The 15,986-nt window shown below is 60.4% G+C and carries 12 protein-coding genes and 1 pseudogene; 11 read left to right on the top strand and 2 right to left on the bottom strand.

Translation table 11 applies throughout. The features are described from left to right. The first annotated feature begins 122 nt into the window (after positions 1–122). The 6 genes and pseudogenes from B0D71_RS27675 to B0D71_RS27655 all read left to right on the top strand — a co-directional run bounded on the left by B0D71_RS27675 (position 123) and on the right by B0D71_RS27655 (position 7,825). Complete coding sequence (locus B0D71_RS27675; protein ID WP_103397538.1) at positions 123–2,690, top strand: TonB-dependent receptor; 2,568 nt, start codon at positions 123–125, stop codon at positions 2,688–2,690. Between the two features lie 114 nt (positions 2,691–2,804). Next, on the top strand, positions 2,805–3,413 hold the full coding sequence (locus tag B0D71_RS27670; protein ID WP_103397537.1) for a biliverdin-producing heme oxygenase: 609 nt from the start codon (positions 2,805–2,807) through the stop codon (positions 3,411–3,413). A 161-nt stretch (positions 3,414–3,574) separates the two neighbouring features. Further along, positions 3,575–3,964 (top strand): YbaN family protein, encoded by a 390-nt coding sequence (locus B0D71_RS27665; RefSeq protein WP_103397536.1) that lies wholly within the window; start codon positions 3,575–3,577, stop codon positions 3,962–3,964. 200 nt (positions 3,965–4,164) lie between these two features. Next, positions 4,165–5,445 (top strand): annotated as a pseudogene (locus B0D71_RS32510) (methyl-accepting chemotaxis protein); the annotation flags it as partial. Positions 5,446–5,547: 102 nt separating this feature from the next. Further along, positions 5,548–6,303 (top strand): methyl-accepting chemotaxis protein, encoded by a 756-nt coding sequence (locus tag B0D71_RS32505; protein ID WP_420825153.1) that lies wholly within the window; start codon positions 5,548–5,550, stop codon positions 6,301–6,303. 172 nt (positions 6,304–6,475) lie between these two features. Then, positions 6,476–7,825 carry a CoA transferase gene (locus B0D71_RS27655; RefSeq protein WP_103397534.1) on the top strand — a complete coding sequence of 450 codons (1,350 nt, stop codon included), beginning with the start codon at positions 6,476–6,478 and terminating at the stop codon, positions 7,823–7,825. A gap of 130 nt (positions 7,826–7,955) precedes the next feature. Here B0D71_RS27655 and B0D71_RS27650 read toward each other — a convergent pair whose 3' ends face one another. Beyond that, entirely contained in the window at positions 7,956–8,819 is an 864-nt protein-coding gene (locus tag B0D71_RS27650) for a DNA-3-methyladenine glycosylase family protein (protein WP_103397533.1), read from the bottom strand. Beyond that, a complete protein-coding gene (gene arcD, locus B0D71_RS27645; RefSeq protein ID WP_103397591.1) occupies positions 8,816–10,243 on the bottom strand; it encodes an arginine-ornithine antiporter in 1,428 nt (475 codons plus the stop codon). Before arcD (B0D71_RS27645) ends, B0D71_RS27650 begins: the two co-directional genes overlap by 4 nt. A gap of 437 nt (positions 10,244–10,680) precedes the next feature. Here arcD (B0D71_RS27645) and arcD (B0D71_RS27640) point away from each other — a divergent pair, with 437 nt between their 5' ends. The 5 genes from arcD (B0D71_RS27640) to B0D71_RS27620 all read left to right on the top strand — a co-directional run bounded on the left by arcD (B0D71_RS27640) (position 10,681) and on the right by B0D71_RS27620 (position 15,946). After that, on the top strand, positions 10,681–12,108 hold the full coding sequence (arcD, locus tag B0D71_RS27640) for an arginine-ornithine antiporter (RefSeq protein ID WP_103397532.1): 1,428 nt from the start codon (positions 10,681–10,683) through the stop codon (positions 12,106–12,108). 31 nt (positions 12,109–12,139) lie between these two features. Further along, a complete protein-coding gene (arcA, locus tag B0D71_RS27635; RefSeq protein WP_103397531.1) occupies positions 12,140–13,396 on the top strand; it encodes an arginine deiminase in 1,257 nt (418 codons plus the stop codon). Between the two features lie 82 nt (positions 13,397–13,478). Continuing rightward, complete coding sequence (locus B0D71_RS27630; protein WP_007974406.1) at positions 13,479–14,489, top strand: ornithine carbamoyltransferase; 1,011 nt, start codon at positions 13,479–13,481, stop codon at positions 14,487–14,489. 152 nt (positions 14,490–14,641) lie between these two features. Continuing rightward, the gene (gene arcC, locus B0D71_RS27625) at positions 14,642–15,571 is read left to right on the top strand and encodes a carbamate kinase (RefSeq protein ID WP_103397530.1); all 930 of its coding nucleotides are present in this window, start codon (positions 14,642–14,644) and stop codon (positions 15,569–15,571) included. Positions 15,572–15,583: 12 nt separating this feature from the next. Then, on the top strand, positions 15,584–15,946 hold the full coding sequence (locus B0D71_RS27620; protein WP_103397529.1) for a DUF5064 family protein: 363 nt from the start codon (positions 15,584–15,586) through the stop codon (positions 15,944–15,946). Positions 15,947–15,986 lie beyond the last annotated feature (40 nt).

Genomic DNA, 15,986 nt, shown 5'->3' with positions numbered 1-15,986 from the left:
ATGAGAATTATTTTTACTCGATAGGCAAATCCCGTACGTCTCGTTATAGCCAATGCAATTGATTCGCATCTCATGATGCCAATCAGCACCTATAAAGATTCGTGCGACACGGAGCGCTATCGATGTCCTCTCGCCTTACCCGCCAAGCCCCTTCACCTTCCCGCGTGCTGTCGCTATTGACCGCTGCCATCCTGATGGCCGGCACCGCACCGCTGATGGCCGCCACCGCCGCCGAGCAGTCGACCCGCAAAATGGGCGACTACTCGTTCGCCATTCCCCAGCAGTCACTGGTGTCGGCACTCAATGCCTTTACCGCCGTGACGGGCTGGCAGGTCGGTGTGTCGTCGGAGCTGGCACAAGGTGTGGCCTCGCCGGGCGTACGCGGTTCCCTGTCGCCGGAGAAAGCCCTGGAGCGCCTGTTGGTGGGGACCAACCTGAGCTATCGCAAACTGGGCAACAACAGCATCGTGCTGGAAAAGCGTAGCGGTAGCAGTGCCCTGAATCTGGATCAGGTGACCATCAGCGCCACCCGTAACGAACAGTCTGTGAATAGCGTGCCGAGCACGGTCTCTGTCTACACCCGCGAAGATCTGGACCGCAACAACGTCAATACCATCAAGGAACTGGTGCGCTACGAACCCGGTGTTTCGGTCGGCGGCGCAGGCCAGCGGGCCGGTATCACCGGCTACAACATTCGCGGCATCGATGGCGACCGCGTGCTGACCCAGGTCGATGGCGTGCAGGTACCTGACGGCTTCTTCAACGGCCCCTATGCCCAGACCAACCGCAACTATGTCGACCCGGAAATCGTCAAGCGTGTGGAAATCCTCCGCGGCCCGGCCTCTGTTTTGTACGGCAGCAATGCCATTGGCGGCGCCGTCAGCTACTACACGCTGGACCCGGACGACATCATCAAACCGGGCAAGGATGTCGGTGCGCGCCTGAAAACCGGCTACAGCTCCGCCGACGAAAGTTGGCTGACGTCCGGCACCGTCGCCGGTCGCACCGGTGAGTTCGATGGCCTGCTGCATCTCAGTCAACGCAACGGTCATGAAACAGAATCCTACGGAGAAACCGGTGGCACTGGCCTGAACCGTACTGAAGCCAATCCCCAAGACGCTCGCACCACCAGCGTGCTGGCCAAACTGGGCTGGGATTACGCCGACGACGCGCGCCTGGGCCTGACCTATGAGCATTACAAGGACGACCGCGACACCAATCAATTGAGCGCCGTGGGCGGCCCGTTCAATGCAGGACGCGGTTTTGGCTACTACAAGTCCCGTACCGGTAACGACACGATCACCCGCGAACGCTTTGGCCTGGAACACAGCTTCGGTCTGGACAGCGCCCTAGCCGACAACATCAAGTGGACACTGAACTACCAGATCGCCAAGACCGACCAGAGCACCGAGGAAATCTACGCGCCGCCGTCACGAACCGTGCTGCGTAACCGCGATACCACCTACAAGGACCGCCAATGGGTATTCGATGCCCAGGCTGACAAGTCGTTTGCCATCGCCGACACCGAACACCTCGTCACCTATGGCACCACCATCAAGCAGGACAAAATCACCGGCCTGCGTACCGGTACCGGCACTTGCCTGACCGTGGCCGGTGCCTGCCGGGTCATTGGTGCCCCTAGCGCCAACGACACGCTGACACCCGCCAGTGACTTCCCGGACCCGACCATCAACAGCTACAGCCTGTTCGCCCAGGATCAGATCAGCTGGGGCAACTGGACCTTCCTGCCGGGTGCACGCTACGACTACACCGAGCTCAAGCCGCACATCACCGAAGAGTTCCTGGCCACCGCCGACCAGAGCGGCAACGGCACGGTGAGTGACGAGACCAAGACCTGGCATCGCCTGTCGCCGAATTTTGGCACTACCTACAGCTTCAACGACTATTACACCTGGTACGGCAAATACGCCGAAGGCTTCCGCACCCCGTCCGCCAAGGCTTTGTACGGTCGTTTCGAAAACCTCTCTGGCGGCTATAAGGTCGCCCCTAATCCGGACCTCGAACCGGAAAAGAGCAAAAGCTACGAGACGGGTTTGCGCGGCAACTTCGAGCAGGGCTCGTTTGACGTCGCCGTGTTCTACAACAAATACCGCGACTTCATTAACGAGAACGCCATCACGCCGGGCTACACCGAGCTCACCTTCCAGAGCAACAACATCAAGCACGCCACCATCAAGGGTGCCGAGGTCAAGGGCCGTCTGAACCTTGACGCCTTCGGTGCACCGCAAGGCCTCTACACCCAGGGTTCGGTGGCCTATGCCTACGGTCGCAACGACGACTCGGGCGAGCCGCTCAACAGCGTCAATCCGCTGACCGGCGTATTCGGCCTTGGCTACGACCAGGACAACTACGGTGGCTTGCTCAGCTGGACCCTGGTGAAGAAGAAGGATCGCGTCGACAGCACCAGTTTCAAAACCCCGGACGGCACCAGCACCCAGTTCAAGACCCCAGGCTTCGGCATTCTGGACCTGAGCGCGTTCTACAAGGTGACAGACGATGTGACCGTCAGCGGCGGCGTCTACAACTTGACCGACAAGAAATACTGGCTGTGGGATGACGTGCGCGGCTACGACAGTGTCGGCGAAGCCTCGGTGACCCAACCGGCCAACCTCGACCGCCTGACCCAGCCGGGTCGCAACTTCGCGGTCAACCTGATCTGGGATATCTGACCCGTTCATCCCGCCGGGCGGTGAATTGAAACCGCCCAGCGAGGATTTTTTACTGTCAGGCGCCTTCCTGTACGTCTCGTTACCAAGCGCCTCTAATTTCTCCAAGGAAATGCCATGACTACCCAGGCCACCGAACAACGCCCCAACCTGCGTTCACAGCGTTTGAACCAGGTCACCAACGAGCCACACACCAAGCTCGATGTCCTGGTCAAAGCCCATGCCCCGTTTGAGACCCAGGCCAATTTCGCCCGTTTCGTGGTGGCGCAGTACCTGTTCCAGTCGGAGCTGGTGTCGCTGTACAACGATGCCGAACTGACCGCCATCGTCCCGGACCTGCCGGCTCGCTGCCGCGCCGATGCGGCCAGGGCGGACCTCGCGGACCTGGACACCGACGTGCCGGCACCTGTCGCCGGCGCCCTGAAGAACCCGACCAAGGCCCAAGCCCTGGGCTGGATCTTTGTTTCGGAAGGTTCGAAGCTCGGCGCGGCGTTCCTGATCAAGCGCGCCGTGGGCCTTGGCCTGAGCGAAACCTTCGGCGCCCGTCACCTCGGCGAACCGGCCGGTGGCCGCGCGGAAGGCTGGAAGAACTTCGTCAAAACCCTGGACGGCCTTGAGCTCAGCGCCCAGGAAGAAGCCGAAGTGGAAAAAGGCGCCATCGACGCGTTCAACCGTTTTACCGTGTTGCTGGAGCAGGCTTACGCCAGCGCACCAGAAGTCGCCTGATACACCGCGGTCCCTATGGGAGCGAGCCTGCTCGCGAAAATGGTCTTTCATTCAACATTTATGTCGACTGATACTCAGCTTTCGCGAGCAGGCTCGCTCCCACAAAGGGCCAGGTAAATCTGTAAGATCTCCATTCAGCTTCATACGCATCCCCAGAGCCCATGCCCGCTTCTTCAAAACTCTCCCGCCTCCTCTTCGGACTGCTCGCCTATGTCAGCCTGGGCATCGGCCTGATCGCCATCGTCATACCCGGTCTGCCAACCACCGAGTTCATCCTGCTGGCCGCCTGGGCCGCGACGCGCAGTTCACCGCGTCTGAGTGCCTGGCTGGAAAACCACCGGCTGTTCGGCCCTATCCTCCATAACTGGCGCAACGGCAAGATCATTGCGCGCCGGGCAAAAGTCAGCGCCACTGTCAGCATGCTGTTATGTGCCGGCCTGATGCTGGTGATGCTCGATCACGGCTGGCCGATTTACCTGGCGATGGCCGGGATGGGGCTAGGCAACCTGTGGATCTGGTCACGGCCGGAGTCAGTGCCAGAACCCTCCTGAGTAATTCCGCGACTTTTCCTCGTTTTAAAGCGCTTTTCGGCACATTTTTCTGCGCAAACGTTCAACAACTACCGTTCGTCGGGTTGCCCCTCATGTAACCTCAACGCCACGCCGATGTGCATAGATCGGCGCTAAATGGATTTAGCGAGTGAGCCACAACGGCCCACAGCCAACACTTCATCCATTCGCGAGCTCGCCCTATGTTCGACTCACTGTCCATTCGCCTGAAAATCGTCCTGCTGTCCGGTCTGTGCCTGCTGGGCGTAGTCGCCTTGATAGTGGGCATGAACATCTACCAGACCAATCAGAACGATGATCTGGTCAACGATTCCAGCAGCAGAATGCTCACCGCCAGTGTGCAGGACCTGCTCCAGGCCAAGGCCGCCGAGCAAGCGGTGCGGGTGCAGAAGACGTTCGGTGAAACCCTGACGGTGGTGACCGCCCTGGCCGATCAGATCAAGGACATGCGAACCATGGCCGCCAAGCGCGCCCTTGAGCCCGGCGCCCTGCGTGAAGAATTGAACCTGAGCCTGAAAACCGCCTTCGAGCGCAACAGCAAAGTGCTGGGCATCTGGCTGGCGTTCGAACCCAATGGGCTGGACGGCAAGGACAGCGAGTTCGCCAACGACGCCGCCCGCCAGTCCAACGAGATCGGCCGTTTCGCCACCTACTGGAGCCGCGCCGGGGGTGAGTCGCTGAACACGATCATGGTCGAAGAGGACATGACCAAAACCACCCTGAATCTCAGCGGTACGCCGTACAACGTCTGGTACACCTGCCCCCGGGACAGCAAGCGCATCTGCCTGCTCGACCCGTACGCCGATACCGTCGGCAACAAGGAAGTGCTGATGACCACCATTTCCGTCCCGCTGCTGGTGGACGGCAAGTCCATCGGCGTGGTTGGCATCGACATCGCCCTCGACGCCCTGCAAGCGGCGGCCGTCGGTTCCCAGCGCGAACTGTTCAACAGCGCCGGGCACATGCTGATCGTCTCCGGCACTGGCGTGATGGCGGCCTACAGCGTCGACGCAACGAAAGTCGGCAAGAGCATCGGCGACACCCTGGGTGCGGATGGCAAGGACATCCTGCAATTGCTCGGCAGTGGTGCACCGAAGATTCTCCAGCAAGGTGACCTGATCCGTGCGGTGTACCCGGTCAGCCCGATCGCCGATGCCAAGGCCTGGGCCGTGGTGATCGACCTGCCCAAGCAAGTGCTGCTGGCCGATTCGGTGAAACTGCAGGCCGTGCTCGACGATGCCCAGCAAAGCGGCACGATCAAGGCCCTGTCGGTGGCGGTGATCGCCGGAGTACTCGGTCTGCTGCTGATGTGGCTCACCGCGTCGGGCGTGACCCGGCCGATCAATAGCGTGGCCGACATGCTCAAGGCGATTGCCAGTGGCGACGGCGACCTGACTCAGCGCCTGCACTACAACAAGAAGGACGAACTGGGCGAGCTGGTGAGCTGGTTCAACCGCTTCCTCGACAAGCTGCAACCGACCATCGCGCAGATCAAGCAAAGCATCACCGATGCCCGTGGCACGGCTGACCAGTCTTCGGAAATCGCCCGTCAAACCAGCGAAGGCATGCAGGTGCAGTTCCGCGAAATCGATCAGGTTGCCACCGCATCCAACGAAATGAGCGCCACCGCCCACGATGTCGCCAACAGCGCCTCGAACGCGGCCAGTGCCGCCAAGGGCGCCGACCAGTCGGCCCGCGACGGCATGCAGATCATCGAGCGCAGCACCCGCGACATCAATCAACTCGCCGACGAAGTGAGCAAGGCCGTGACCGAAGTCGAAGCGCTCGCGGTCAACAGCGAGCAAATCGGTTCGGTACTGGAGGTGATTCGCAGCATCGCCGAACAAACCAACCTGCTGGCCCTCAACGCGGCGATTGAAGCCGCCCGTGCCGGCGAGAGCGGTCGCGGCTTTGCGGTGGTCGCCGACGAAGTGCGCAACCTGGCCAAACGGACCCAGGATTCGGTGGAAGAAATTCGCCTGGTCATCGAACGCATCCAGAACGGCACCCGTGGCGTGGTCGCCACCATGCATTCGAGCCAGACCCAGGCCCACAGCAACGCCGGGCAGATCCAGCAGGCGGTCCAGGCCTTGAGCAAGATCAGCGACGCGGTCACCGTGATCAGCGACATGAACCTGCAAATCGCCAGTGCCGCCGAACAGCAAAGCGCCGTGGCCGAAGAGGTCAACCGCAACGTCTCGGCGATCCGCACCGTGACCGAAACCCTGACCGGCCAGGCCACCGAATCGGCGCAGATCAGCAGCCAGCTCAACTCCCTGACCAACCACCAGATGAAGTTGATGGATCAGTTCCGCGTTTAAACAATCGCCTCATCCTCCCTGTGGGAGCCAGCCTGCTCGCGAAGACGGCAGCCCATGCAACATCAATGTGGCTGACACATCGCCTTCGCGAGCAGGCTCGCTCCCACAAGGTTTCACATGCTCCGGTCATGTTTTGAACTAAGATCTGGCTCTCGCTCCGGAGGGCCCATCGATGACTGATTTGCTCACGCCCATTCAAGCCGCACTCGGTTTGCCTCACACCCCGATTCCATTCACCTCCAGCGGCGCCCTGCCCTCGGCGTTTGCCGTCACGGATCTGGCCTGCGCCAGCATCGCTGCCGCCGGCCAGGCCGCCAGCGAACTGCTGCACCAACAAACCGGACGCCTGCCCGATCTTGAAGTTGACCGACGCCTGGCCTCGTTCTGGTTCGCGACTTCGATTCGCCCGATAGGCTGGAGCGTTCCGCCGCTGTGGGATCCGGTCGCAGGTGACTACCCCACCCGCGATGGCTGGATTCGCCTGCACACCAACGCGCCCCATCACCGTGCTGCGGCCGAAAGCGTGCTGGGTGCCTGTGCCGACCGCGCAGCGATGGCCGGCAAAGTGGCGCAATGGGCGAAAAGCGAGCTGGAACAGGCAGTGGTCGATGCCGGTGGTTGTGCCGCCGAGATGCGCACCTGGGATCAATGGCAGACCCATCCTCAGGGCCAGGCAGTCAATGCCGCCCCCTTGATTCAACTCGCCAGCCTCCCCGGCCAGGGCAGCAAAGCGTGGACAGGTTCAGTGGCTCGACCACTGGCCGGTATCAAAGTGCTGGATTTGACCCGCGTGCTGGCCGGCCCCATCGCCAGTCGCTTTCTTGCTGGCCTCGGTGCCGATGTCTTGCGCATCGATCCGCCGACCTGGAACGAGCCGGGGGTGGTACCGGAAGTCACGTTGGGAAAACGTTGCGCGCGTCTTGATCTGAACGACAAGTCCGACCGCGCCGTATTCGAATGCCTGCTCAAGGACGCCGACATTCTGCTCCATGGCTATCGTGCCGATGCGCTGGAGCGACTTGGCTTGGGCACGAATGAGCGGCGGCAACTGAACCCCGGTCTGATCGATGTTTGCCTCAACGCTTATGGCTGGAGCGGCCCCTGGCAAAACCGCAGAGGTTTCGACAGCCTGGTACAGATGAGCAGCGGCATTGCCGAAGCGGGCATGCGCTGGAAGCAAGCGGACAAGCCGGTGCCGTTGCCGGTGCAGGCCCTCGATCACGCCACCGGGTATTTGATGGCGGCCAGTGCGATCAGGTTGTTGGCGCAGCGGTTGAGCGACGGTACGGGGGGCTCGGCGCGGTTGTCGTTGGCGCGTACGGCGAAGTTGTTGATCGAGCAGGGGCCGGGGACGAGTGAGGCATTACGCGCGGAAGATGTACAGGATCAGGGGTTGATCGTGGAGCAGACGCCGTGGGGGCCTGCGCATCGGTTGCACGCACCTTTGAAGATAAGCGGGACGCCGTTGCAGTGGGCATTACCGGCAACGGAATTGGGTTCCCATCGTGCGCAGTGGCGGTGACCGTCAGATCGTCATCGCTGGCAAGCCAGCTCCTACAGGTGACCGGGTTGTCCCGGACGACCGCGATCAAATGTAGGAGCTGGCTTGCCAGCGATGGCGTCTGAACCGTCAATACAGGTTCCGGATCGGCTCAGTCCACCCGACTCAACGAAGTCCACAGCAATTGCGCCGCATACCCTCGATAAGGCCGCCAGGTTTCGGCTCGCGCCAAGAGCTGCCTGGCCGTCACCGGCCCGCCCTCCAGCGCCACCAACGCATTGATCAGGCCGACATCACCATTGGGAAACCCATCCATCTCCCGCAACTGCCGCAGCGCGATGTACTGCGCCGTCCAGTCACCCACTCCATGCAAGGCCAACAACCGCGCGACGCCCCCGTCCCGAGCGGGCTCGAATAACCGCGGATCATCGAGCAACGCCTGAGCCACGCCCGACAACGTCCGGCCACGGCTTTTCGGCATGCCCAACGCGGCCAGGTCTGCACCCGCCAGAACGCCGGCCTCGGGAAACACATGGGTCAACCCCGGTAACCCGGAATGAAAGGGTGTGCCGTACTGCGCGACCAGTTTGCCCGCCAATCGGATCGCCGCCACCACCGTAATCTGCTGCCCCAGCACCGCGCGGATCGCCAGTTCCAGGCCATCCCACGTCCCTGGCACACGCAGCCCGGGGCGCTCTGCAATCAGCCGCGCCAGCAGCGGATCAACTGCCAGGTGCCGATGCATCGTGGACAGGTCGGCGTCCAGATCGAACATCCGCCGCACGCTTGCGACGATTGCAGGTACGGCGGCCGGGTCTGGAAAGTCCAGGGTCAACTCAAGGGCATCCGGGCTGGCAGGCTGGATCGAGAACGTACCCCAGGCACCGTTCCAACCGATGCTGCGCGAATACACGCCGTCGACCACGGTTTCCAGCCCGGTAATCGCCCGCGCCGACAAAAAACCCAGCATCGCCGGCCAGTCATAGGGTGGTTGATACGCCAGCAACCGCTTCACAGGCTCAACAAGCCGCTGTACAAGCCATAGGCCGCCAACCCTGCACCACCGATGACACAGGTGAAAATGCCTTTCTCGATAACCGTGAACAATGGCATGCCCTGCTCATGGCGAGCCTTGGCAAACAGGATCACGCCCGGCGCATACAGCAACGCCGACAGCAGCAGATACTTCAGGCCGCCGGCATACAGCAACCACACCGCATAGACCAGGGCGATGCCACCAATCAACAGATCCTTGGTGCGCTCGACGGGCGCCTGTTGATAAGTGTCGCCGCGCGCGCACAACAACACCGCATAGGCCGCCGACCACAGGTACGGCACCAGAATCATCGATGACGCCAGATAAATCAGGCTGGTGTAGGTGCCGGCGGAAAACAGCGTGATCAGCAGGAACAACTGGATCATCGAGTTGGTCAGCCACATCGCATTGACCGGCACGTGGTTGGCGTTCTCCCTGGTCAGGAATGCCGGCATGGTCTTGTCTTTCGCCGTGGCAAACAGGATTTCGGCGCACAGCAGCGCCCAGGACAACAAGGCACCCAACAGGGAGATCGCCAGGCCGACGCTGATCAGCAACGCGCCCCAAGGGCCGACGATGTGTTCAAGCACCGCCGCCAACGAGGGGTTCTGCAGTTTCGCCAACTCCGGTTGGGTCATGATCCCCAGCGACAGCACGTTCACCAGCACCAGCAGCGCCAGTACCCCAACGAACCCGATCACCGTCGCCCGGCCCACGTCGGAGCGTTTCTCCGCCCGGGCCGAATAGACACTGGCGCCTTCGATCCCGATGAACACGAACACGGTGACCAGCATCATGTGCCGAACCTGATCCATCACGCTGCCGAATTCCGGGTTGTTGCGCCCCCAGATATCGAGGGTGAAGATGTCCGCCTTGAACGCCACGGCGGCGATAACGATGAACATGATCAGCGGCACGATCTTGGCGACTGTGGTCACCTGATTGATGAACGCGGCCTCCTTGATCCCGCGCATCACCACAAAATGCACGGTCCAGAGCAGCACCGAAGCACAGGCGATGGCAATCGGTGTGTTGCCTTCGCCGAAGACCGGGAAGAAATAGCCGAGGGTACTAAAAAGCAAAATGAAGTATCCGACGTTGCCCAGCCAGGCACTGATCCAGTACCCCCAGGCGGATGAAAAACCCATGTAGTCGCCGAACCCGGCCTTGGCGTAGGCGTACACGCCGGAGTTCAGTTCCGGCTTGCGATTGGCCAGGGTCTGGAACACGAACGCCAGGGTCAGCATGCCGACGGCGGTGATCGCCCAACCGATCAGAATCGCCCCGGCATCGGCCCTGGCCGCCATGTTTTGCGGCAGGGAAAAAATCCCGCCGCCGATCATCGAACCCACCACCAACGCGATCAATGCGCTCAGGCGAAGCTTGTTCGGTGATTGCGACATCATTGCATCTCCATTTTCCGGGGGCGGCACTGCCGCGAGATCGTCACATATCGGGCGTCAACTAAACTGTTGAAGAGTAATAACGTTTATTGGATAACGCCAACAGCCACCTTTTACTTGCACAAAACGGCTATCGAAACGTCGATATAATTATTTGTTTTATACGTTTTTTTAATACATCCATTTTGTCCAAAAAATGCATGAATAAAATTTGCAGATTTTGAAATAACAACTAGCGTCATAATTCGAAACAAATGCTGAAAAGTTCTTGAATAACCAGCAAAGGCCTCTAGATCAGGCATTACAGGTAGAATATTTATAAGTGATGGCACTCAGCCAACATCTCGGGAACGCTTTCATTTAGTGATCTAAGTCAGCTGATCGGAAAGCCAACAGAATAATCTGTTGCCTCTCTTCTCCTGCATTGGAGTCATGCAATGTCTGAAGCTCCCGGAAAACTCAAACTCGGCGCGCTGGTTGCGTTAGTCGTCGGGTCGATGATTGGTGGCGGGATCTTTTCCTTGCCACAAAACATGGCCGCCAGTGCCGATGTCGGCGCCATTCTGATCGGTTGGGCGATCACCGCCGTCGGCATGCTCACCCTGGCATTCGTATTCCAGACCCTGGCCAACCGCAAGCCCGACCTGGACGGTGGGGTCTACGCCTACGCCAAGGCCGGTTTCGGCGACTACATGGGTTTCTCGTCCGCCTGGGGGTACTGGATCAGTGCCTGGCTGGGCAACGTGGGGTACTTCGTACTGTTGTTCAGCACCCTCGGCTACTTCTTTCCGCTATTTGGGGAGGGCAATACCCCCGCTGCCGTGATCGGGGCCTCGGTGTTGCTCTGGGCCGTACATTTCCTCGTGCTGCGAGGAATAAAGGAAGCAGCGTTCATCAACCTGGTGACCACGGTCGCCAAGATCGTGCCGTTGCTGTTGTTCATGTTGATCGCGTTGTTCGCCTTCAAACTGGACATCTTCACCGCTGACATCTGGGGCCTCAAGAACCCGGACCTGGGCAGCGTGATGGACCAGGTACGCAAAATGATGCTGGTCACCGTGTGGGTGTTCATCGGTATCGAAGGCGCGAGCATCTTTTCGGCCCGGGCGGAAAAACGCAGCGATGTGGGTAAAGCCACCGTGATCGGCTTTGTCACCGTGCTGCTGTTCTTAGTCCTGGTCAACGTCCTGTCGCTGGGGATCATGACCCAGCCGGAACTGGCCAAACTGCAGAATCCGTCGATGGCCGCCGTGCTGGAACATGTGGTCGGCCACTGGGGCGCGGTGCTGATCAGTGTCGGCCTGATCATCTCGCTGTTGGGGGCATTGCTGTCGTGGGTGCTGCTGTGCGCGGAGATCATGTTCGCCGCCGCCAAGGACCACACCATGCCGGCGTTTTTGCGCAAGGAAAACGCCAACCATGTACCGGTCAACGCCCTGTGGCTGACCAACGCCATGGTCCAGGTTTTCCTGATCATCACGCTGTTCTCGGCCAGTACCTACCTGTCGCTGATCTACCTCGCCACCTCGATGATTCTGGTGCCCTACCTGTGGTCAGCGGCCTACGCGTTGCTGTTGGCGGTACGTGGCGAAAGCTACGAAGGCGCGGCGAGCGAGCGGCGCAAGGATCTGATCATCGGCGCCGTGGCCCTGATCTACGCGATCTGGCTGTTGTACGCCGGCGGCATCAAGTACCTGCTGCTGTCCGCCCTGCTCTACGCCCCCGGCGTGATCCTGTTCGCCAAGGCCAAGCTGGAAATCAACAAACCGGTTTTCACCAACGTCGAGAAGCTGATTTTCGCCGCGGTGGTCGTGGGCGCCGTGGCGGCGGCCTACGGTCTCTATGACGGCTTCCTGACTCTGTAATAACCCTGTTTACATCTGGAGGATCACTGTAATGACCAAGGAAAAAGTTAAGTACGGCGTCCATTCCGAAGCCGGCAAACTGCGCAAAGTCATGGTTTGCTCCCCAGGCCTGGCCCATCAGCGGCTGACCCCGAACAACTGCGATGAACTGCTGTTCGATGACGTGCTGTGGGTGGCCCAGGCCAAGCGCGACCACTTCGACTTCGTCACCAAGATGCGCGAGCGCAACATCGATGTGCTGGAAATGCACAACCTGCTGACCGACATCGTTGCCATTCCCGAAGCCCTGGACTGGATTCTGGAGCGCAAGATCACCGCCAACTCGGTGGGTCTGGGCCTGATCAACGAAACCGCCTCGTGGCTGCGCAGCCTGGAGCCGCGCAAGATCGCCGAGTTCCTGATCGGTGGTGTCTCGGGCGACGATTTGCCCACCAGTTTCGGTGGCAAGGTCATCGAGATGTTCCGCGACTTCCTTGGCAACTCCAGCTTCATCCTGCCGCCGCTGCCCAACACCCAGTTCACCCGCGACACCACCTGCTGGATCTACGGTGGCGTCACGCTCAACCCGATGTACTGGCCGGCGCGCCGTCAGGAAACCCTGCTGACCACCGCCATCTACAAATTCCACCCCGAGTTCACCAACGCCGACTTCCAGATCTGGTACGGCGACCCGGACAAAGACCACGGTAACTCCACCCTTGAGGGCGGTGACGTGATGCCGATTGGCAACGGCGTGGTGTTGATCGGCATGGGCGAACGCTCGTCGCGCCAGGCCATTGCGCAACTGGCGGTGAACCTGTTCAAGAACAAAGCCGTCGAGAAAGTCATCGTTGCCGGTCTGCCGAAATCCCGCGCGGCGATGCACCTGGACACAGTGTTCAGCTTCTGCGATCGCGACCTCGTCACGATTTTCCCGGAAGTGGTGAACCAGATTGTCGCCTTCACCCTGCGTCCCGATGAAAGCAAAGCGGGCGGCATCGACATCCGTCGCGAAGAAACCACCTTCCTCGACACTGTGGCCCAGGCCCTGAACCTCAAGGCGTTGCGCGTAGTGGAAACCGGCGGCAACAGCTTCGCCGCCGAACGCGAGCAATGGGACGACGGCAATAACGTGGTGGCCGTGGAGCCAGGCGTGGTCATCGGCTACGACCGCAATACCTACACCAACACCCTGCTGCGCAAGGCCGGTGTGGAAGTCATCACCATCAGCGCCGGCGAACTCGGCCGGGGACGGGGCGGCGGCCACTGCATGACCTGCCCGATCATCCGCGACCCGATTGACTACTAACCTATGAACCTTGGCCCGCGCAGCCCTCTCCCCAAGAGCATGCTCAGGCCAAGGGGATAACCGACACCTTAGGAGATCCAAAATGGCGTTCAATATCCATAACCGCAATCTGCTGAGCCTGGAACACCACACCCCTCGCGAATTGCGCTACCTGCTCGACCTGTCCCGCGACCTCAAGCGTGCCAAGTACACCGGCACCGAACAGCAGCATCTCAAGGGCAACAACATCGCGCTGATCTTCGAAAAAACCTCGACCCGCACCCGCTGCGCGTTCGAAGTAGCCGCCTATGACCAGGGCGCCAACGTCACCTACATCGACCCGAACTCCTCGCAGATCGGCCACAAGGAAAGCATGAAGGACACCGCCCGCGTGCTCGGGCGCATGTACGACGCCATTGAGTACCGTGGCTTCAAGCAGGAAATCGTCGAAGAACTGGCCAAGTTCGCCGGCGTACCGGTGTTCAACGGCCTGACCGACGAATACCACCCGACGCAAATGATCGCCGACGTGCTGACCATGCGTGAGCACGCCGACAAGCCGATCCACGAAATCAGCTATGCCTACCTCGGCGATGCCCGTAACAACATGGGCAACTCGCTGTTGCTGATCGGCGCCAAACTCGGCATGGACGTGCGCATCTGCGCGCCGAAGGCCTTGTGGCCGGCGGACGATCTGGTGGCCCGCTGCAAACAGTACGGTGAAGAAAGCGGTGCGCGCATCACCCTCACCGAAGACCCGAAAGCGGCGGTCAAGGGCGTGGACTTCATCCACACCGACGTCTGGGTGTCGATGGGCGAGCCGGTCGAGGCCTGGGCCGAACGCATCCAGCAACTGCTGCCGTATCAGGTCAACGCCGAACTGATGAAAGCCACCGGCAATCCGCGCACCAAGTTCATGCACTGTCTGCCGGCGTTCCACAACTGCGATACCAAAGTCGGCAAGCAGATTGCCGAGCAGTACCCGCACCTGAGCAACGGCATCGAAGTGACCGATGACGTGTTCGAGTCGCCGGCCTGCATCGCCTTCGAGCAAGCAGAAAACCGCATGCACACCATCAAGGCGATTCTGGTGTCGACGTTGGCTGATCTCTAAAGAACGGAGCCCGGTCAATGTGGGAGCGAGCCTGCTCGCGATTGCGGTTTGACATTCAGCATTGATGTCGACTGACACATCGCCTTCGCGAGCAGGCTCGCTCCCACAAAGGATCGAGTTGTTTGTGACTTCTCTTTTAGAAGGACTGCACCATGCGCATCGTCGTAGCTCTTGGCGGTAACGCCCTGCTCCGCCGCGGCGAACCGATGACCGCTGACAACCAGCGCGCCAACATCCGGATCGCCACCGAACAGATCGCCAAGATCCATCCTGGCAACCAACTGGTCATCGCCCACGGCAATGGCCCTCAGGTCGGCCTGCTGTCATTGCAGGCGGCGGCCTACACCTCTGTCACCCCTTACCCGCTGGACGTGCTCGGCGCCGAAACCGAAGGCATGATCGGCTACATCATCGAACAGGAACTGGGCAACCTGCTGGACTTCGAAGTGCCCTTCGCGACCTTGCTGACCCAGGTCGAAGTCGATGCCAATGACCCGGCGTTCAAGAACCCGACCAAACCCATCGGCCCGGTCTACAGCAAGGCTGATGCGGAAAAACTCGCCGCCGAAAAAGGCTGGGCAATCGCTCCGGACGGCGACAAATACCGTCGCGTGGTCGCCAGTCCGAAACCCAAGCGCATCTTCGAAATCCGTCCGATCAAATGGCTGCTGGAAAAAAGCAGCATCGTGATCTGCGCCGGTGGCGGCGGCATTCCGACCATGTATACCTCGCCCGGCAAACTCGAGGGCGTCGAAGCGGTCATCGACAAAGACCTGTGCTCGGCGCTGCTGGCCGAACAGCTCGAAGCCGATCTGCTGGTGATCGCCACCGACGTCAACGCCGCGTTCATCGACTTTGGCAAACCCACGCAGAAAGCCATCGCCCAGGCCCACCCCGACGAAATGGAAAAACTCGGCTTCGCCGCCGGCTCCATGGGACCGAAGGTGCAGGCAGCCTGCGAATTCGCGCGCCATACTGGAAAAGTGGCGGTGATCGGTTCGCTCGCGGACATCGAGGCGATCGTCCAGGGCAAGGCCGGTACACGCATCAGCACGGCGACAGCGGGCATTACTTACTTGTAGGGAGAACCCTTTATGGCAATGTTTGAGCCAGGTCACTTACACATCGAGCGCCATGCGCTGAACAAGGATGATGTGAGCTACAACATTCACCTCGACTATGAAGTCAGCAAGAACCCCGCAGGGGAAAAAGGCATTCAGTTCACCATGCATGGCAGCATTCAGGGCAAGGACCTGAAGGAGCCCTTCTTCCTGCCCAAGGTGGAAGCCTACAACTTCGCCAGCAATGTGACGAAAATCGCCGACAAATATGGCATTCCCAAGGAAAAAATCGCCATTGGCTCGTCACACGAACATTACGACCTGATGTTTGAAGACATCCGCCAGCAACTGAATATGAAATCCGGCGACCCGATAGATCTCGAGAACTTCGAGTAACCCCTATCCCTTGTAGGAGCTGGCTTGCCTGCGATGAACG

Origin of the sequence: Pseudomonas laurylsulfativorans, from assembly GCF_002906155.1 — a bacterium.
Taxonomy (GTDB): Bacteria; Pseudomonadota; Gammaproteobacteria; order Pseudomonadales; family Pseudomonadaceae; genus Aquipseudomonas; species Aquipseudomonas laurylsulfativorans.
This window is presented reverse-complemented; position numbering and strand designations above follow the sequence as displayed.

Coding starts and splice junctions, on each gene's coding strand:
- B0D71_RS27675 (WP_103397538.1), top strand. CDS start 123: ATGTCCTCTCGCCTTACCCGCCAAGCCCCTTCACCTTCCCGCGTGCTG.
- B0D71_RS27670 (WP_103397537.1), top strand. CDS start 2,805: ATGACTACCCAGGCCACCGAACAACGCCCCAACCTGCGTTCACAGCGT.
- B0D71_RS32505 (WP_420825153.1), top strand. CDS start 5,548: ATGCAGGTGCAGTTCCGCGAAATCGATCAGGTTGCCACCGCATCCAAC.
- arcD (WP_103397532.1), top strand. CDS start 10,681: ATGTCTGAAGCTCCCGGAAAACTCAAACTCGGCGCGCTGGTTGCGTTA.
- arcC (WP_103397530.1), top strand. CDS start 14,642: ATGCGCATCGTCGTAGCTCTTGGCGGTAACGCCCTGCTCCGCCGCGGC.
- B0D71_RS27655 (WP_103397534.1), top strand. CDS start 6,476: ATGACTGATTTGCTCACGCCCATTCAAGCCGCACTCGGTTTGCCTCAC.
- B0D71_RS27665 (WP_103397536.1), top strand. CDS start 3,575: ATGCCCGCTTCTTCAAAACTCTCCCGCCTCCTCTTCGGACTGCTCGCC.
- arcD (WP_103397591.1), bottom strand. CDS start 10,243: ATGTCGCAATCACCGAACAAGCTTCGCCTGAGCGCATTGATCGCGTTG.
- arcA (WP_103397531.1), top strand. CDS start 12,140: ATGACCAAGGAAAAAGTTAAGTACGGCGTCCATTCCGAAGCCGGCAAA.
- B0D71_RS27630 (WP_007974406.1), top strand. CDS start 13,479: ATGGCGTTCAATATCCATAACCGCAATCTGCTGAGCCTGGAACACCAC.
- B0D71_RS27620 (WP_103397529.1), top strand. CDS start 15,584: ATGGCAATGTTTGAGCCAGGTCACTTACACATCGAGCGCCATGCGCTG.